The following is a 19,135-nucleotide window of genomic DNA, read 5'->3' as shown; positions in this document are numbered from 1 at the left end:
ATAGAATTATTGTGTATAGGAGGCGAGGCTACGCATGATTAGTGATTTAAAAGGAGAAGCACTAGATTCATTAGAAGGGAAATGGGGATTAGCTGTTGGAGCTACACTACTCATTTCAATTCTTATCACGGCTTTTAGTTTTAGTGTTGATTGGGGATTTTCTTTAATTTTCGGTTGGCAAAAAACAAATGGTTCACTTTCAACGAATATTCTTTCATTTTTTGTAACTGGACCGTTAACTTTAGGTGGATATTACCTTGGTTTAAATATCCTTCGTGAAAAGCAAGCTAGTATTGGTAATGTATTCATTTGGTTTTCAGAGGGAAAGAGATTTCTAAAATCATTTTTATTATATTTATTAGTAAATCTTTATCTTTTCTTATGGACGTTATTGTTCATTATTCCAGGTATTATTAAATCATTTTCTTATGCGATGACATACTTTATTATAAACGATCATCCTGAGTATTCACTGAACCAAGCTATTACAGAAAGTCGTCGTATGATGGATGGACATAAGATGGAGTATTTCATTTTATGTTTAAGTTTTATTGGCTGGTTTATATTAAGTTGTATTACGTTAGGGATTGGATTCTTATGGTTAATTCCATATTTCTATACGACATCTGCAGCTTTTTACGAAGAGATTGCAGAAGAATATTATGAGAAAAAAATTTAGCACTATAAAACCCCCAGTATGAATTATTTGTTCATACTGGGGGTTTTTTGTAGAAATTTTATAAATTGATTACTAGTAAGTGGTTTACTGAAATAGTAACCTTGCATATATTTACAGTTATGTTTTTGCAGAAACTTAAGCTGTTTTTCGGTTTCAATTCCTTCGGCAACGACTGAAAGATTTAAAGTATTTGCGAGGGAAAGTATTGTAGAAACGATGGCTCGTTCTTCAGGACGATGATCAGCTAATTGTGTAAATTCTCTCGGTACTTTTAATGTGTCGATTGGAAAAATTGATAAATAAGCAAGAGAAGAATACCCAGTACCGAAGTCATCAATGGAAGTTTGGATACCGTACTCTTTTAATTGCTTCAGTCTCAATAACGTTTCTTTCTCGTCAATCATTGCAATTCTTTCTGTTAACTCAAGGGTTACATATTTTGGGTCGACTTGCACGTCGTTTAATATTTGTGAAATGTTTTCGATTAATTGATCTTGCCGGAATTCTTTTGCGGATAAATTAACACTTATTTTTAAATTTTGGTAGCCAAAGGTATGCCATATTTTTAATTGAAGACAAGCTTCTTGTAATACCCAATGTCCAAGTGGGACTACTTGTGGCGTCTCTTCTACAATTGGAATAAACTCACATGGTGAAATGTCACCTAATAGCGGGTGTTTCCATCGTATTAAAGCTTCAGCACCGATAATTTTATTTGTTGTCGTATCAATTTGTGGTTGATAAACGAGATAAAATTCTTTGTTTACTAAAGCGATTGGCAAATCTTTTTCAATTCGAGCTTTTCGTTCCATTTTTTTATATAGTTCTTTCGTGTAAAGAGAGCTACCGTTTTTTCCTTTATTCTTTGCTTCGTACATGGCCATATCAGCATGCTGCAAAATGGATAGCGCATCTTCACCTGCTTCAGGATATATTGCAATTCCGATGCTCGGTGAGATTTGTAAATGTTGATTTTCGATTTCAAATGGCTCATTCATGGCCGCTACAATCCTATCAGCTATTTTTTGGACATCTGGCTTTTTTTTGTAATTCTCGATAAGGATTGTGAACTCATCCCCAGCTAGCCGCGCGAGTTTCATATTTGATGTTGCTATTCTTTCGAGCCTTTTTGCTACTGCGATGAGCAATAAGTCTCCTACTCGATGACCGAGGGTATCATTAATAACTTTAAAACGGTCTAGGTCGAGAAACATAACAGCAAAAGGCTTTTTCGATATTTTTGCTCGCGCAATTGCCTGTTCTAAATGTTGATGAAATGCACGACGATTTGCAAGCTCTGTTAAAGTATCATGGTATGCTAGGAAGTTGATTTGTTCTTGTTGTTGTTTGCTTTCCGTAATATCTTTAATCATTAAATAAACCCCAGAAATTTTCTCCTTTAAAAAGATCGGTACGGCGGTAACGTGCAAGTAGTAAATATCTCTGTTTTTATGGTAAGCCCGTATTTCTAAAGAAATCGAATATCCCTTTTTCACGCGATGAAAGGCGTTAATCATTTCTTCTAAATCTTCTTCGTATATGAGTGAATAGTAAGGCTGGTTTAATAATTCATTCGTTTGATAACCGAGTAAAGTAGTACCAGCGTTATTTACTTTGAGAAAATTACCGTACAAATCTAATGTGAAAATTGGATCTGGATGATGCTCGTATAAAGATTTAAACATTTGTTGATTATGATAGAGTTCATTTTTCTGTTCTACTAAATCTTCTGTACGTAGTTTAATTTGTTTCTCGAGTTCTGAGTTGAATTGCATTTGAGCGATCAATAATATTTTATTTTGTTTTCGAACTAAACTATGACGTATGAGAACGAAAGAAAAAGTTATTATAAGTCCGATTACTATAATAGGCGCAAAAACGTATTCAACTAATATAAAAACAATAAGCATTAATACAGAAATATACGGTAATGATAATCGGATTGATTCGCCAATTTTTGGTGTTAGTAGTACTTGTTCTTGTTTTTCAGGCTTTTTTGTATGGAGAATACAGGCGATTGCTACTAGTACTAAGGTTACTTGATAGAAAGGCGTAACTGTAAACATAGAATACTCTGGTATGAAGTATTTTATATAAGCATAAATCGCATCTGTAGTAGCATATAAAATTAAAGCACTGCCAAGAAGTGCACCGACCTTTTTAGGTAATAAGGATAGTGGTTTGAATAAAAGGTTGATTCCTATTAAGAGAAAGAGTAAATCAGCCATTGGATAGGTAAGTTGAACAAATATGTCGATATAGGATGTTGTAAAGATATGAATAGTTCGTTCAATAAGTAAGTAGTAACTTAAAGTAAATTGGGCTGTAACGATAATACAAATATCACATAGCATAAAAAGTTTTTCTAATAAATCTCGGTTATAAATGATTTCGTATAGAAAGGCAAACGTAAAGCTAACTAAAAAAAGTAAGTAAAAAAAGTCAGATGGATCAACGAACGTATAGAAGTCCTTTACAATTAAACGCTGATAGGCAACGACTATATCACCGATAAAATAAGAGAGAGCTCCAACAGATAATATGATCCAAAATAAACGAGATAGCCCTTCTTTCATGTTTGAAAAATAAAGTATATAACTACAAGCGATAATATCAATTAATAGGGTGCTCGTTCCGATTAATAGCTGAAAAGGAAATGAGTATTCATATACAAAAGGCATTGCTACATAGTGAAGCGTTATAGACAGCAATACAATGCTTATAAGAATACTTACATGTGTTTGTTTTTTCATTTATATCACCTACGGTTTCTTGAAAAGCATATATAAGTTTTATATTTATTTTGCACAATTATAGCAAGTTGTAAAGATAGATTTTAATAATTCTTGTTTCTGTCTCCCAACATATCGACATAGGAATTTGAAGTTTGCTATAATGATTAGAATAGTTGCATTTTTTAGAAAAATTTAAAAATAATAATTGCTGCAACTAGGACATATTGTTTACTATGTGAACTTGTTCTTAATTTAGGGGGGAGGGTTTCACAATGGCAAGTGTATATGAAAATAGTTATATGATCGTTTTGATTTTCTTGCTATTAGGTATATTGCTGCCGGTAGTGGCTCTTACATTAGGAAGGATGCTGCGCCCAAATAAACCAAGTGCAGCAAAGGCGACGACGTATGAGAGTGGAATTGAGCCTTTTCATGATGCAAATATTCGGTTTCATGCTCGTTATTATATTTTCGCTTTATTGTTTGTGATCTTTGATGTAGAAACTTTATTTTTATATCCTTGGGCTGTTGCGTATGACAAGCTAGGTTTATTTGCATTAATTGAAATGCTCATCTTTGTTGTAATGTTGCTAGTTGGATTAGCGTATGCTTGGAAAAAGAAGGTGTTACAATGGTTATAAATTTTGAGGAATTACATCCAAATGAGCGAGCAGAATTAGAACGAAATATCTTTTTTTCTACATTGGAACAGTTGAAAGGATGGGCGAGGAGCAACTCTTTATGGCCGATGACATTCGGACTGGCATGCTGTGCAATTGAAATGATGGGGGTAGGCTCATCACATTACGATTTAGATCGATTTGGGTCATTTTTTCGAACTTCACCAAGGCAATCGGACGTCATGATTGTATCGGGAACAGTAACGAAGAAGATGGCTCCTATTGTTCGGCGTTTATATGATCAAATGCCCGAACCGAAATGGGTTATTGCGATGGGATCTTGTGCGACAGCAGGTGGTCCGTATGTAAATTCATATGCTGTTGTGAAAGGTGTAGACCAAATCGTACCAGTTGATGTGTATATTCCTGGTTGTCCCCCAAATCCAGCTGCTTTAATCTATGGAATTAATAAATTAAAAGAGAAAATTCGTTACGAGGCAAAGACCGGAAAGCAGGTGACGAATAAATGAGTAATCCAAATAAAGATTTAGAGGATCTGAAAAAAGAAGCAGCTAGGCGTGCGAAAGAAGAAGCGAGAAAACGCCTTGTAGCGAAACACGAGGCGGAAATAAGTGAACTTGAGGAGGAAGATCAAGAAAAAGAGAAAGCGCTACCAAAAAATGATGATATTACTATAGAAGAAGCAAAACGACGTGCAGCAGCCGCCGCAAAAGCAAAAGCGGCAGCATTAGCAAAACAGAAAAGAGAAGGGACAGAAGAAGTAACGGAAGAAGAAAAAGCGAAAGCGAAGGCGAAGGCAGCAGCAGCTGCAAAGGCAAAAGCGGCAGCGTTAGCGAAGCAGAAAAGAGAAGGAACCGAAGAAGTAATGGAAGAAGAAAAAGCGAAAGCGAAGGCGAAGGCAGCAGCCGCCGCAAAAGCAAAAGCGGCGGCGTTAGCGAAACAGAAAAGAGAAGGAACCGAAGAAGTAACGGAAGAAGAAAAAGCGAAAGCGAAGGCGAAGGCAGCAGCCGCCGCAAAAGCAAAAGCGGCGGCATTAGCGAAGCAGAAAAGAGAAGGGACAGAAGAAGTAACGGAAGAAGAAAAAGCGAAAGCGAAGGCAGCAGCAACTGCAAAGGCAAAAGCGGCAGCATTGGCGAAGCAGAAAGCCTCGCAAGGTGATGGGGATTCGGGAGATGAAAAGGCAAAGGCAATTGCAGCGGCAAAAGCGAAAGCAGCAGCGGCTGCAAGAGCGAAGACAAAGGGAGCTGAAGGTAAGAAAGAGGATGAGCCGAAGCAGGAAGAACCGTCCGTAAATCAGCCGTATTTAAATCAGTATGTTGAGGCTATTAGGGAGAAGTTAGGAGAGGGTGCATTAGTAGATTCCTACATTAATAAACTGTCAAAGGATGTGCCAACTCTTGTGGTGGATCCCGAAAAGTATTATGAAGTGATGGAGTCACTGCGATTCCATGAGGGACTTGCTTTTGATTATATGTCAGAGCTACATGCGACGGATTTTGTGACACATATGGAAGTGTATGTTCATTTGTTTTCATATGGCAAGAAACAATCGGTAGCGGTGAAGGTAAAGCTAGACCGGGAAGCGCCGCAAGTCGAATCTGTGACAGCGCTTTGGAAAGGAGCTGACTGGCCGGAGCGAGAAGCATACGATTTGCTCGGCATTGTATTTAAAGGGCATCCGAATTTAACGCGTATTTTAATGCCAGATGATTGGGTAGGATATCCGCTTAGAAAAGACTATGAACCGTATGATGTGGAGGTGTAGCTATGATCCGCACGGAAGAGATGCTTTTGAATGTAGGACCTCAGCATCCGAGTACACATGGTGTGTTCAGGCTCGTAATTAAGATTGACGGGGAAATTATTAAAGAAGCTACACCTGTTATTGGATATTTGCATCGCGGGACCGAAAAGATCGCTGAGAGCTTACAGTATACGCAAATTATCCCTTATACAGATCGAATGGACTATTTATCAGCCATGACGAATAATTACGTCATTTGCCATGCTGTGGAGACGATGATGGGGCTTGAAATTCCGGAGCGTGCCGAATACTTGCGAGTACTTGCGATGGAGTTAGGAAGAATTGCGAGTCATCTCGTTTGGTGGGGGACGAATCTTCTTGATATAGGAGCGGTCAGCCCGTTTTTGTACGCGTTTCGTGAACGAGAGATGATTATAAATTTATTAAATGAATTATGCGGGGCACGGCTTACTTTTAACTATATGAGAGTTGGTGGTGTGAAGTGGGATGCGCCAGATGGTTGGATTGAAAAGGTGGAAGAGTTTGTTCCGTATATGAGGGAGCAATTAGCAGGTTATCATGATCTTGTTAGCGGTAATGAGATTTTCTTAAATCGTGTGAAAGGCGTTGGTATATATAGCGCGGAAGAAGCAATCTCGTATTCTTTAAGCGGAGCAAATTTGCGGTGCACTGGAGTAAACTGGGATCTTCGCAAAGATGAGCCGTATTCGATTTATGATCGTTTTGATTTTGATATTCCTGTTGGAAGCGTGGGAGATGCTTGGGATCGCTACGTTTGCCGAATGCAAGAAATCGAGGAGTCTTTAAAGATTGTTGAGCAAGCGGTTCAGCAGTTCCCGAAAGATGGAGCTGTGCTGGCAAAAGTACCGAAAATTATTAAGGCACCTAAGGGAGAAGCATTTGTACGTATCGAATCGCCGCGCGGAGAGATTGGTTGTTATATCGCAAGTGACGGAAAGAAAGAGCCGTACCGTTTGAAGTTTCGTAGGCCATCTTTTTATAACTTGCAAATTTTACCGAAGTTATTGAAAGGTGAAAACATCGCTAATTTAATTACGATTTTAGGTGGAGTTGATATTGTACTTGGGGAGGTTGATGGCTAATGATTGAGGCGCTCTTACAATCACCTTCAAGCTGGACGAATTTCTTCATTTTTTTCGGATTAGCGGTGCTTCTACTATTTGCAGTCCTTGGCTTCGTTACATATGGAATCTTGGCAGAACGGAAAGTGATGGGGTTTATGCAAGGGCGGATTGGACCAAACCAGGTTGGAGGCCGATTCGGTTTACTGCAAACGGTAGCTGATGTTTTAAAACTATTATTGAAAGAAGATAGTATTCCGAAAGCAGCAGATAAACCGCTGTTTATATTAGCGCCTGTCATTGCATTTGCACCAGCATTTATGGTGCTTGCAGTTATCCCGTTCACTGATAAATTTCAATTTGCAGATATTGGAGTCGGGCTACTTTATTATATTGCTGTTTCCGGTATTACGACGATAGGTGTTGTAACTGGGGGATGGGCATCGAATAATAAATATTCCCTTTTAGGAGGGATGCGTGCGGCGGCGCAAATGATTTCTTATGAGATTCCGCTCGTAATGAGTGTAATTGGCATCGTTTTGCTAGCTGGTAGTCTGAATTTAAATGAGATTGTAGCGGCGCAGGAGAAGGTCTGGTACATTTTCGTACAGCCAATTGGATTCGTCGTTTTCTTAATCGCAGCAGTTGCAGAGTTAAATAGGACGCCATTCGATTTGCCGGAAGCGGAGTCAGAACTTGTTTCTGGATATCATACGGAATACTCAGGTTTTCGCTGGGCGTTTTTCATGCTTTCAGAGTACGTATATTTCTTCGGGATGGCATCGTTAATTACAGTGCTCTTTTTAGGCGGATGGAATCCAGTCATGTTTCTTGGATTTATCCCAGGTGCCGTATGGTTTGCTTTGAAATTTAGCAGTGTAGTCTTTCTATTAATTTGGTTCCGCGTTACGTTCCCGCGTATAAGAGGTGACCAGTTAATGGAGTTTGGATGGAAAGTATTATTGCCGATTGCACTTGCAAATATTTTCTTAACGGCATTGATTAAGGAGTTATTCTTCTAATCTATGAGGGGGGTGCCAGTAAGAGATGAAAGGACTATTTAAAGGGTTAAAATATACATTAAGTAATTTGAGCAAGAAGAAGGTAACGTATGATTATCCAAATCAACCGTTGCCGTTGCCAGACCGTTTTCGGGGGATTCAAAAATTTTATCCGGAGAAATGTATTGTTTGTAATCAGTGCTCTAACATTTGTCCGACAGACTGTATTCAGTTAACAGGAAAGAAACATCCGGATCCTACGAAAAAAGGGAAAATTATCGACACGTATGATATTAATTTTGAAATTTGTATTCTTTGTGATTTATGTACAGAAGTTTGTCCGACAGAGGCAATTGTCATGACAAATAACTTTGAACTCGCGGAATATTCACGTGATGACTTATTTAAAAATTTGCAGTGGCTTGACGAAAACGACGAAAACGTCAGGAAGGAGAACAAGGCATGAATGGCGAGTTTGTAGCATTCTTTATACTATCCTTGTCTGCAATTATCGGCGGTGTTCTTATGTTGAACTTAACGAAAGTTATGCACATGATGCTAGCTCTCGTTCTGACATTTCTCAGCATTGCAGGTTTGTATTTTCTTTTGTCAGCCGAATTTATAGGCGTTGCACAAATTTTACTTTACTCTGGTGCAATCACAATTATTATGATTTTCGGCATTATGTTAACGAAACATAACGCGGAAAATGAATCGCGTCTTACTCTTCGAAAATGGATTATCTTCTTTGCAGTTGTAGCATTTGGAGCGGTTATGTATTTCGCTGTTAATAGTGTTGATTTTGCAAATGAAAGCACACAAGGAAGTTTACCTCTCCATGAAAACAACACACTTCAAATCGGTACGCTTCTCTATTCAAAATATATTATTCCATTTGAACTAACTTCAGTTATTTTACTTGTAGCACTCGTTGGCGCAATTATACTTGCGAAAAAGGACGAGAAAGAGGAGGATTCCAATGAGTAGCGTTCCAGCTTCTGCATATTTAACACTTGCGATTATTTTGTTTTGCATCGGTCTATTTGGAGCTTTAACAAAGCGGAATACAGTAATCGTATTAGTTTGTATCGAATTAATGCTGAATGCTGCCAATTTAAACTTAGTGGCGTTTAGTAAATTAGGCTTATTTCCGAATTTAACAGGTCAAATTTTCTCACTGTTTACGATGGCTGTAGCGGCAGCGGAAGCGGCGGTAGGACTCGCTATTTTAATTGCTTTATATCGTAATCGTACGACAGTTCAGGTGGATAAAATGGATACGCTCAAAGGATAGCATTGTGACCGAAAAAGGGGGAAGGAAACAATGATCGATTATGCATGGCTCATACCGCTTTTCCCACTCGTTTCGTTTTTGTTACTTATTATATTCGGGAAGAAAATTAGAGAAGGAAGCAGCGTACTTAGTATTTTTTTCGTCTTTCTCTCCTTTATACTTGCGGTACTTGTGTTAATAGAAAGGTTTTCAGAAGCAAGCGTGAAGCATAAGTGGGTGTGGCTTAGAGCTGGAGATGTGGATATATCATTCGGCTTTGAAGTGACTGCATTAGGAGCTTTAATGTTATTTATCGTGACGCTTGTGAGTCTACTTGTACATGTGTATTCGAAAGGTTATATGAAAGGTGATGAACGATTACCGACCTTTTACGCATATTTAGGACTCTTTACATTTGCGATGTTAGGGCTTGTTATATCAACGAATTTATTACAACTTTATATATTTTGGGAATTAGTTGGCCTTGGCTCATTTTTACTTATCGGTTTTTATTTCTTTAAAGAAGAAGCGAAGGCTGCTGCAAAAAAGGCTTTTATTATGACCCGTATTGGGGATGTTGGTTTATTTATCGGGATGATTTTAATTTTTTGGTACGCAGGTAGTTTTGAATATGACGCAATATTTAGGGCGATTTATACAGGGGATCTACCTCCTTACATGATTACAATAACAGCGATATTAATTTTTATCGGGGCGATGGGGAAATCAGGTCAGTTCCCGCTTCATACGTGGTTGCCAGATGCAATGGAGGGGCCAACACCCGTTTCGGCACTTATTCACGCGGCGACGATGGTCGCAGCTGGCGTATATTTAGTAGCGACGATGTTCCCTCTATTTTCAGCAAGTACAGTGGCGATGCAGACAGTGGCAATCGTTGGAGCTTTCACTGCAATCTTTGCGGCCTCTATCGGTCTTGTGCAAACAGATATAAAGAGGGTGCTTGCTTATTCTACAGTTAGCCAGCTCGGGTATATGATGCTCGCGTTAGGTTCTGCCGGTTATGTAGCTGGTATATTTCATTTAACGACACATGCTTTTTTTAAAGCACTACTATTTTTGGCGGCAGGAAGTGTAATTCATGCTGTGCATACGCAAAACATTAATAAAATGGGCGGTTTACAGAAGAAGATGAAAGTAACTGGTACGCTATTTTTAATAGGTACCCTTGCCATTAGCGGTGTTCCGCTGCTTTCCGGTTTTTTCAGCAAAGATGAAATTTTAGCGGCGACGTGGATGAATGGCAATTACGTTTTATTTACTTTAGCGGTAATTGCGGCGTTTTTAACAGCGTTTTATATGTTCCGCCTTTACTTTCTTGTCTTTACTGGAGAAACGAAGACGAAGGAAGAAGTGCATGAATCGCCTCGCGTTATGACGTATCCAATGATTGTTCTCGGCGTTCTCGCAGTAGTGGCAGGATATATAAATACACCATGGTTTGGGACGTTTCTCGGAGATTGGTTGACGAAAGATGTAGAGTTTAAGGTTGAAGAAACGCATGGACCAGTTTGGATTATGATTGTTGCGACACTCGTTTCATTTGCGGGAATCGCTCTTGCATATTTCATATATAGGAAGAAATCAATTTCTAGGAATTGGGCTGGGGGTACGGAAACATCGCTTTATAATCTTTTAAAAGAAAAATATTATGTGGATGAACTATACAACATGACGGTGATCTCTATTACGAAAGGAATCGCTCATGTGCTTCGCTTATTTGAAGTGTATGTAGTCGAAGGAATTGCAGTTTTAATTGCAAGTGTAGTGAAAGGCACAAGTAACCTTGGATCGAAACTTCAAAACGGGAATGTACAAGTGTACGGTACTGTAACGGCGGTTTCGCTCGCTGTACTCGTCATTATTTTGCTCTATACGGGAGGGGATTTACGATGAATGATTTGTTGTTAACGTTCTTCATTTTTTCCCCGCTTTTAGGAATTTTATTGCTTGTATTAACACCGAAAAAGGAATTGCGTACAGTGCGAGCGCTTGGCTTATTTGGGACGGCACTTCCATTTGGAATCGCTATCGTCCTCGCTTGTACATATGCTTCTGGAAAGAATTTGTCACTATTCGATGAAAAGATGAAATGGATTAAGTTCGGCGATTTTACAGCGGTAGATAAAAGGTGGTTTTCTATTTATTACGAGCTCGGTATTGATGGTTTGTCGCTTGTCATGATGGTACTGACGGCTCTTCTAGCAACGCTTGCAGCAATTGCAGCCTTTTCTATTAAAAGAAATTTAAAAGCATTTTATATGCTGTTACTCATGCTAGAAATAGGAATGCTCGGCGTCTTTGCTGCTCAAAACTTAATGTTGTTTTTTATCTTCTTTGAAATTACGTTGCCACCAATGTTCTTATTAATTGGAAAGTGGGGAAAATTGTCGAGTGAAAAGGCTGCGTATAGTTATTTAATATATAACGGTATTGGCTCAGCTATTTTGCTCATTGTTTTCTCAATTTTGTTCGCGAAAACAGGTACAACAAATATTGTGGAGCTGAAAGAGATATTAAGAAGCGTAAACGCAGAGGGAGCACTCGTCATCCCAAGTAGTTTGCAGCTTAGTGTATTTATTGCCATAATGATTGCTTTTGCAATTAAACTACCTGTTTTTCCGTTGCACCGCTGGATGGTCAATGTACACATAGAAGCGCATCCAGCTGTAGTTATGCTTCATGCGGGTGTTTTGCTGAAGATTGGAGCGTACGGTATTATTCGCTTCGGGAAAGGGCTATTCCCGGAATATTTTCACGATGTTGCAACACTAATTGCGATATTAGGCGTAATTAATTTATTATACGGTGCCTTTTTAGCGCTCATCCAAACAGACTTTAGGAAAGTACTGGCTTACTCTAGTATTTCGCATATGGGAATTGTGTTAATGGGACTTGCGTCACTTAATGCACCTGGTACACAAGGAGCGTTATTCCAGGTTGTATCGCACGGTTTAATTGCAGCCTTGCTGTTTTTCTTACTCGGTGTTATAGAACAACGTTTCGGAACATCAGACATTACAGCGCTTGGTGGACTCGCAAAAAGTGTCCCAGTACTTAGCGGCTTCTTCTTAGCAGGAGGAATGGCATCGCTCGGATTACCAGGGATGTCTGGGTTTGTTAGCGAATTTCTTGCCTTTCTCGGTTTATTTCAAGGAGAGCCCGTCATTGCTGCAGTCGGTGTGATTGGCATCATTTTAACCGCTGTATATGTATTAAGGGCGACACTTCAAGTGACATTTGGAAAGAAAGAGTGGGAAGCAAAATCTGATATACACGGATGGGAGTATGTCCCTGTTTTACTACTTATCTTTTGTATTATTGCAATTGGAGTTATGCCAGAAATACTAGGAGATCCGCTTCAAAATACATTGAAAACATTGGGGGTGAAGTAGGATGGATATGAATACGTTACTTAGCTTATCATGGCATCTAATGGTGCCAGAATTTATTATTCTCGGCGCCGCCATCCTCCTTTCCATATGTGATTTGTTTTTTAAGCTGAACCATAGATATGTAGCTCTTGGTGCGATTGCTGCCATCGTATTAGCAATCGTGTCATTAATTACTCTATATAGCGAACCGGCAGGAGATATTTTAAATGGATCGTTTGTGTTAGATGGATTTTCGAAAGGGTTTAAAACGTTGCTATTAGGTGCCGCAGCTCTCATTTTATGCACCGCAATGAGCGATGATAAGAAGAATCCAATTGAAGATAAAGGTGAATATTATTACTTATTTTTAATGGCACTTCTTGGCGCGATGTTCATGGCTTCTAGTGTAGATTTTATTACCCTTTTCGTTGGTTTGGAGTTACTTTCACTTTCTTCCTATATCTTAGTAGGAATACGAAAAAAGAGCCGTGCATCAAATGAAGCGGCAATGAAATACGTCATTAGCGGAGGAATTGGAACGGCGATTACGCTCTTCGGAATGAGTTATTTATACGGTATTACAGGTTCAACTAACATTGTAGATATGCAAAAGGTACTCACTGGGGAACTCGCTAGTGGTATTCAGTTATTGTTAGCTCTCGCATTTCTTTTATTGCTAGTTGGTCTCTCATTTAAAATTGCCACAGTGCCGTTTCATATGTGGGCACCTGATGTGTATGAAGGAGCAGCTACACCAGTTACTGCTTTTCTTGGAACGATTTCTAAAATTGCCGGGTTCCTACTCATTATTCGTTTGTTCCTTATGATCTTTGCAAGTGTATTAATACAAGGAGATATGCAATCTTTATATGGGCATATGAGTATATATATTGCGGTGCTAGCAAGTATTACGATGATTGTTGGGAATGTAGTAGCGTTAAAACAATACAATATAAAGCGTTTATTTGCTTATTCGGGCATTGCTCATGCAGGGTATTTACTCGTTCCACTTGTGGCATTATCACCATTTACGATGGATAGCATGTGGTTTTATATGCTGGCATACATGCTTATGAATATAGGCGCATTTGCCATTATCCACGGCTTAATCTTACAAAATAATGAGGAAAATATAACAATTTTCACAGGTTTATATAAAAGGTCGCCATTTACAGCGATAATGATGACAATTTTTATTTTATCGTTGGCTGGGATACCAGGAACGGCTGGCTTCATTGGAAAGATTAATATCTTTTTAGGCGCACTTCATGTAGAGCCAGCACATTACGTACTAGCTTCGATTATGATGGGTACGACAGTTGTTTCATTCGTATATTATTTCCGTATTTTACAACAAATGTTTTTCCGCACCGGAGAGACAGAAGAGAGAATACGGTTACCGTTAAATATAAAGGTTGTTATGAGTCTTTGTGCAATTTCGATTGTAATACTAGGGATTATGCCGATGATTGGGTACAATTTCTTTTATGAATATTTTCCATTAATGAAAGATTTCTTCTTCTTAGGGAACGTGGTACAATAGTGAAAATAAAAGGTGTGGAGTCAGTACTCTGCGCTTTTTATTTTGTGTTAACTTGTAATGTAGATATACGTTTTTGGAAAGAAAATCACGATGTAAAATGTAAGATGTCTATGTGCATTTGAAAAAGTGTAGCTCCTACTTATTATGGTATCGTTTTTATATTCTTTCATAAGTAGTAGCTGAGTAAAAAGGGGTCGATTTTTTGGCACAACTTTTAGGGCAACAAGCACTGATTGCCATTGTTTCGCATTTATTGTTTATTACCATTACGTGGTGGGCCTTACAAGGCATTCACATTGAGCGTTTAATGAAGTCCGGAAAAGTGCTGCAGACGCGAGTATTACTCATCTTAATTACAATTGCAATTGGGACATCTGTAAGTAACTTTTTCCTTGATTATTTAGGCTATTCGAAGAGTTTAACGTATTTAGTAAAGTAAGTGTATAGAACCTCAAATCTCCGTTAACAATGGGGATAGGAGGGGATGAAATTGAAGCTTAAAGCCATTCTTATTGTTGCACTTAGTGTTGTTTTATTTTTGGTTGGATATAGAGAGATGAAACCGATAAGCGATGAACATAAAATGGAGAGCATGATCAAGGCTTTAGAGAAAAATGATGCTAAAGTAGAAAAATGGTCATGGTTAGCGAGAGAAACAAAAACAATTTCTAACATACATACGTTTCAAAAGTTGTTAAACGATGTGAAGGAAAAGGCAAATATTCAAAAGTGGGAAGTAGAGCAATCTCCAGATGGATATAAAGCTACATCCTATAAAAAGCTTTCTTCTTATGAAGAACGAGTAGTAGTAACTTGGAGTAAAGAAAATACTAAAGAAAACACTTTCATTATCTTTGAAGTAAGTGGGGCGAAATGGGACCCGAAGTATGTTCAAAACATGAATAAAATTTTTAGTGAAAAACCTATAATTTACACTTGTGTTCAAGGTGTACTGAATGATAAGATTGAAGGTGTTTTGCAAAATAAAACCAATCAGGTTTTGAAAGATCTTTCAGCAAGAGCGATCGAACAAGTAGAAGAAAGAGCATTTGTGTCAGTCTCCGCATACAATAAAAAGTGGGATGACGCTCTTTCAACAAATAGAGAGAAAATAAATGTGCAAATAGCAATACGTTCTACAGACAACAAAGATACAATTGTGGTTGGCACACCGATCATAACTTCTGAGTATTGAGTGAATAGATACTGAAAAAAGGACACGGAGGGGAATAATTTGGAAAAGATCATCGTCCGTGGCGGAAAGCGGTTAAACGGCACAGTGCGTGTTGAGGGCGCAAAAAATGCTGTATTACCTATAATCGCTGCAGCCCTATTAGCGAGTGATGGAAAGAATGTACTATCTGAAGTACCAGTTTTGTCTGATGTATACACAATTAATGAGGTATTACGTCATTTAAATGCTGAAGTCGTATTTGAAAATAATCAAGTAACAATCGATTCTTCTAAAGAACTAAACATTGAAGCACCATTTGAATATGTACGTAAAATGCGTGCATCTGTTCAAGTAATGGGACCATTATTAGCACGTAACGGTCGTGCTCGTATTGCACTTCCTGGTGGATGTGCAATTGGTTCACGTCCAATTGACCAACATTTAAAAGGCTTCGAAGCAATGGGAGCAAAAGTACAGGTTGGTAACGGTTTTGTTGAGGCATATGTTGAGGGAGAACTAAAAGGAGCTAAAATCTACTTAGACTTCCCAAGCGTAGGCGCGACAGAAAACATTATGTCTGCAGCTACATTAGCAAAAGGGACAACAATTCTTGAAAACGCAGCGAAAGAACCAGAAATCGTTGACTTAGCTAACTTCTTAAATGCGATGGGAGCGAAAGTACGCGGAGCTGGAACTGGAACGATTCGTATCGAAGGCGTTGATAAATTATATGGTGCAAACCACTCTATTATTCCTGACCGTATTGAAGCGGGAACATTCATGGTTGCAGCAGCAATTACTGGTGGAGACATCTTAATTGAAAATGCTGTACCTGAACATTTACGCTCAATTACAGCGAAAATGGAAGAAATGGGTGTTAAAATTATTGAGGAAAACGAAGGTGTACGTGTTATCGGCCCAGATAAGTTAAAAGCGGTTGATATTAAAACTATGCCTCACCCAGGTTTCCCAACAGACATGCAATCACAAATGATGGCATTATTACTACAAGCTGATGGAACAAGCATGATTACAGAAACGGTATTCGAAAACCGCTTTATGCACGTTGAAGAATTCCGTCGTATGAATGCTGATATTAAAATTGAAGGTCGTTCTGTTATTATGAACGGTCCAAACAGCTTACAAGGTGCTGAAGTAGCAGCAACTGACTTACGTGCTGCAGCTGCATTAATCTTAGCTGGTTTAGTATCAGAAGGTTATACTCGTGTAACTGAGTTAAAACATCTTGACCGTGGCTATGTAAACTTCCATAAGAAATTAGCTGCATTAGGTGCAACTATTGAACGTGTAAACGAAAAAGTAGAAGAAGTGAAAGAACAAGAAGTTTCTGATCTTCACGCTTAATTAAAATAGTCTCTATGTCTTTTGACATAGGGGCTATTTTTTTGGGTTATTACTGTTATAGTCAATAAATTCTATACTTATGCACGTACCAGTAAAAATATTTAGAAAATTTCCGTTTTATACTCTTCCCCTTAAGTATGTTCTAAAAGAAAGAGTTGTTCCATAAGAATGAATGGAGTAAAGCTTTTATATTGGAGGAAAATAGGATGAAATTTTCAAAGCCACTTTTTATTACAGTAGCGCTCTTAATAGCGCTCGTTATCATTGTACCTGCAGCCCTTGTTATTCCATTTGCGAAAGCAAAAGTAGGGGAAGAAACGGCCTCTAAAACTCCTCCAGCGATAGAAAGCATACCAGCTCCAGGAAAAGTAGATACAGCTGTTCAAGTTGCTGTATATCGCGAAAAACAGAAGAAGGTAGAAACATTACCAGTGGAGGAGTATGTGACAGGTGTAGTAGCTTCTGAGATGAATGCCAGTTTTGAAATAGAGGCACTAAAGGCGCAGGCATTAGCAGCGAGAACATTTGTAGTACAACGTATGCTAAGCGGAGGAAAGAAAAATAATGCGGACGTGACAGATACGGTGAAAGATCAAGTGTACAAAAGCAAAGATGAATTGAAGAAGCAATGGGGTAATAACTACGAAAATAATTTGAAGAAAATCGAAGAAGCCGTTTCGAAAACAGCAGGACAAGTTTTAACGTATGATGGAAAACCAATTTCAGCATCCTTCTTTTCAACGAGTAATGGCCGAACAGAAAATGCAGCTGACTATTGGGGAAATGATTATCCGTACTTGAAAAGTGTAGATAGTCCGTGGGATCAAGCCTCTCCAAAGTTTACGAGCGAGCAAACATTTACAGTAGCTGATTTTCAAAAACGTCTCGGTGTGAAAGTGCTAGCAGACGGGAAGGTTGGAAATATTAAAGACCTTACGGAAGGAAAGCGCGTAAAGGATGTAGCTTTTCAAGGAAAAACATTAACTGGAAAAGAAGTTCGTGAAAAGTTAGATTTACGTTCTTCTGATTTTACGTGGAAACAACAAGGGGATAAAATCATCGTTACGACGAAAGGCTTCGGTCACGGTGTTGGTATGAGTCAATACGGGGCGAACGGCATGGCAGCGGAAGGAAAGAAATATACAGATATCGTCGCTCATTACTATAAAGGCGTTGAAATAAAGACGATGAATGATTATGAAGGAAAATTGATGGTGAAGAAATAGGTGTCAGAACTCTGGCACCTATTTTTTTCTGTTTAAAATATCATAATTTTCCATTAACTGTTTGATATAATAGGATAAAAAGGCATTTGGGGGAAATGAAATGGCGTTACTAGAGTTGAAACAATTAGGGAAGGCGAACCAGTTACCGGCAATTGAGCTAAAGGTAGAGAAGGGACAATGTATTGTTTTGCAATGCAATAATCATACAGCTAAAGTGTTACACCGCATCATTATTGGTGAAGAAGAGGCGTCGACTGGCAATGTACTGTTTGAAGGAGAAGCAATTGGAAAGAAAAATTATTCCCGCATCGGTTTTTGTTTTTTGAAAGATGAGGCATATGATCGTTTGAAGGTGAAAGAATACTTTAAGTTTTTAATAGGGCTTTATGAATCAAAGATAAGTATAGAAGAAGTTGTGCAGTCTGTTGGTCTCCTAGATAAGCTAAACGTTAAAATAGAAAAACTATCATTTTCAGAGAAGCGTCGTCTTCATATTGGACGAATAATGATTCATAATCCGGATTTAATTATTTTGGAAGAACCGGAGCAAAATGTAGATATAGAGAGTACGGTTATTATTCGAAAAGCAATTATGAAAATGAAAGAGCAAGGAAAGGCAATCTTTATTACGTCATCATTTTTATCGGATGCCCTTTCGTTAACAGAGGATGTATACATATTAAACAATGATGGTGTGAAAAAGATAGAAATTGAGCAAGAGGAAGTGGAAGAAGTCGATGAAGAGAAGGTCGTTCAAATAATTCCGCAAATGAAGTTAGAAAGAATACCTGCGAAAGTGAACGATAAAATCATTTTACTTGATCCGATGGAAATCCATTTCATTGAAACGCAAAACGGAGTAACGCATATTCACGTTCGTGAAGGCGATTTCGTATGTGCATTAACATTAAGTGAACTAGAAGCGAGATTAACAGGTTTTGGTTTCTTTAGATGTCATCGCTCGTACCTTATAAATTTACAAAGAGTACGAGAAGTGATTACATGGACTCGTAACAGTTTCAGTTTAATTTTAGACGACGAAAGAAAAAGTTCGATTCCGCTTTCAAAAGGACGCATGGATGAATTAAAAGGTGTGATTGGGCTATAAAAAGTGCTCCAATAAGCTCAACATGCGATTCATTCACCGGTAAAAATACTCCTTTTACCGGTATTTTACTGCGTAACCCCTTTGTTTTTCATATGATTGAGTCAAGAAAAGCGAAACAAACGAACGAAAAGCGCTAAAGCGACTTTCATCT

Annotated in this window: 18 protein-coding genes; 17 read left to right on the top strand and 1 reads right to left on the bottom strand. The window is 38.4% G+C overall.

The genetic code is table 11. The annotated features are described in order from the left end of the window. Positions 1-34: 34 nt before the first annotated feature. Positions 35-679, top strand: a complete 645-nt coding sequence (locus GD442_RS25880) for a DUF975 family protein (RefSeq protein ID WP_000622462.1) — start codon at positions 35-37, stop codon at positions 677-679. Positions 680-702: 23 nt separating this feature from the next. Here the strand turns inward: GD442_RS25880 and GD442_RS25875 are convergent, their stop codons facing one another. Continuing rightward, positions 703-3,432 carry an EAL domain-containing protein gene (locus GD442_RS25875; RefSeq protein ID WP_000745009.1) on the bottom strand — a complete coding sequence of 910 codons (2,730 nt, stop codon included), beginning with the start codon at positions 3,430-3,432 and terminating at the stop codon, positions 703-705. A 254-nt stretch (positions 3,433-3,686) separates the two neighbouring features. Here GD442_RS25875 and nuoA point away from each other — a divergent pair, with 254 nt between their 5' ends. From nuoA to GD442_RS25795, 16 genes are all read left to right on the top strand, one after another. After that, entirely contained in the window at positions 3,687-4,055 is a 369-nt protein-coding gene (gene nuoA / locus GD442_RS25870) for an NADH-quinone oxidoreductase subunit NuoA (RefSeq protein WP_000179273.1), read from the top strand. Further along, complete coding sequence (nuoB, locus tag GD442_RS25865) at positions 4,046-4,564, top strand: NADH-quinone oxidoreductase subunit NuoB (RefSeq protein ID WP_000236331.1); 519 nt, start codon at positions 4,046-4,048, stop codon at positions 4,562-4,564. The genes nuoA and nuoB overlap by 10 nt, the downstream gene beginning before the upstream one ends. Beyond that, positions 4,561-5,820 carry an NADH-quinone oxidoreductase subunit C gene (locus GD442_RS25860; protein ID WP_086407856.1) on the top strand — a complete coding sequence of 420 codons (1,260 nt, stop codon included), beginning with the start codon at positions 4,561-4,563 and terminating at the stop codon, positions 5,818-5,820. Before nuoB ends, GD442_RS25860 begins: the two co-directional genes overlap by 4 nt. Positions 5,821-5,822: 2 nt before the next feature. Then, entirely contained in the window at positions 5,823-6,923 is a 1,101-nt protein-coding gene (gene nuoD, locus GD442_RS25855) for an NADH-quinone oxidoreductase subunit NuoD (RefSeq protein ID WP_000621434.1), read from the top strand. Then, the gene (gene nuoH, locus GD442_RS25850) at positions 6,923-7,924 is read left to right on the top strand and encodes an NADH-quinone oxidoreductase subunit NuoH (protein ID WP_000568570.1); all 1,002 of its coding nucleotides are present in this window, start codon (positions 6,923-6,925) and stop codon (positions 7,922-7,924) included. Before nuoD ends, nuoH begins: the two co-directional genes overlap by 1 nt. Positions 7,925-7,949: 25 nt before the next feature. Then, positions 7,950-8,369: an NADH-quinone oxidoreductase subunit NuoI gene (nuoI, locus tag GD442_RS25845; protein ID WP_000677191.1), complete on the top strand. Its 420-nt coding sequence runs from the start codon at positions 7,950-7,952 to the stop codon at positions 8,367-8,369. Then, positions 8,366-8,890, top strand: a complete 525-nt coding sequence (locus GD442_RS25840) for an NADH-quinone oxidoreductase subunit J (RefSeq protein WP_001012821.1) — start codon at positions 8,366-8,368, stop codon at positions 8,888-8,890. The genes nuoI and GD442_RS25840 overlap by 4 nt, the downstream gene beginning before the upstream one ends. Then, on the top strand, positions 8,883-9,197 hold the full coding sequence (nuoK, locus tag GD442_RS25835) for an NADH-quinone oxidoreductase subunit NuoK (protein WP_000100080.1): 315 nt from the start codon (positions 8,883-8,885) through the stop codon (positions 9,195-9,197). The genes GD442_RS25840 and nuoK overlap by 8 nt, the downstream gene beginning before the upstream one ends. 30 nt (positions 9,198-9,227) lie before the next feature. Next, positions 9,228-11,090, top strand: coding sequence for an NADH-quinone oxidoreductase subunit L (gene nuoL / locus GD442_RS25830; RefSeq protein ID WP_000568219.1), 1,863 nt, complete (start codon positions 9,228-9,230; stop codon positions 11,088-11,090). Next, complete coding sequence (locus tag GD442_RS25825) at positions 11,087-12,589, top strand: NADH-quinone oxidoreductase subunit M (protein WP_000998925.1); 1,503 nt, start codon at positions 11,087-11,089, stop codon at positions 12,587-12,589. Before nuoL ends, GD442_RS25825 begins: the two co-directional genes overlap by 4 nt. A 7-nt stretch (positions 12,590-12,596) precedes the next feature. Continuing rightward, a complete protein-coding gene (nuoN, locus tag GD442_RS25820; protein WP_002164649.1) occupies positions 12,597-14,111 on the top strand; it encodes an NADH-quinone oxidoreductase subunit NuoN in 1,515 nt (504 codons plus the stop codon). A 202-nt stretch (positions 14,112-14,313) separates the two neighbouring features. Beyond that, positions 14,314-14,550: a DUF1146 family protein gene (locus GD442_RS25815; protein WP_000057889.1), complete on the top strand. Its 237-nt coding sequence runs from the start codon at positions 14,314-14,316 to the stop codon at positions 14,548-14,550. Positions 14,551-14,601: 51 nt separating this feature from the next. Further along, on the top strand, positions 14,602-15,306 hold the full coding sequence (locus tag GD442_RS25810; protein ID WP_000767900.1) for a YwmB family TATA-box binding protein: 705 nt from the start codon (positions 14,602-14,604) through the stop codon (positions 15,304-15,306). Positions 15,307-15,345: 39 nt separating this feature from the next. After that, positions 15,346-16,650: a UDP-N-acetylglucosamine 1-carboxyvinyltransferase gene (gene murA, locus GD442_RS25805; RefSeq protein WP_000411274.1), complete on the top strand. Its 1,305-nt coding sequence runs from the start codon at positions 15,346-15,348 to the stop codon at positions 16,648-16,650. A gap of 206 nt (positions 16,651-16,856) precedes the next feature. Beyond that, on the top strand, positions 16,857-17,876 hold the full coding sequence (gene spoIID / locus GD442_RS25800; protein WP_000672663.1) for a stage II sporulation protein D: 1,020 nt from the start codon (positions 16,857-16,859) through the stop codon (positions 17,874-17,876). Positions 17,877-17,976: 100 nt separating this feature from the next. Continuing rightward, positions 17,977-18,984: a LytTR family transcriptional regulator DNA-binding domain-containing protein gene (locus tag GD442_RS25795; protein ID WP_001185915.1), complete on the top strand. Its 1,008-nt coding sequence runs from the start codon at positions 17,977-17,979 to the stop codon at positions 18,982-18,984. Positions 18,985-19,135 lie beyond the last annotated feature (151 nt).

It is taken from the genome of Bacillus sp. A260 (assembly GCF_009861435.1).
Classification (GTDB): Bacteria; Bacillota; Bacilli; order Bacillales; family Bacillaceae_G; genus Bacillus_A; species Bacillus_A cereus.
Note: the sequence above shows the minus strand (reverse complement) of the source record. Positions and strands in the feature narration are given on the sequence as shown.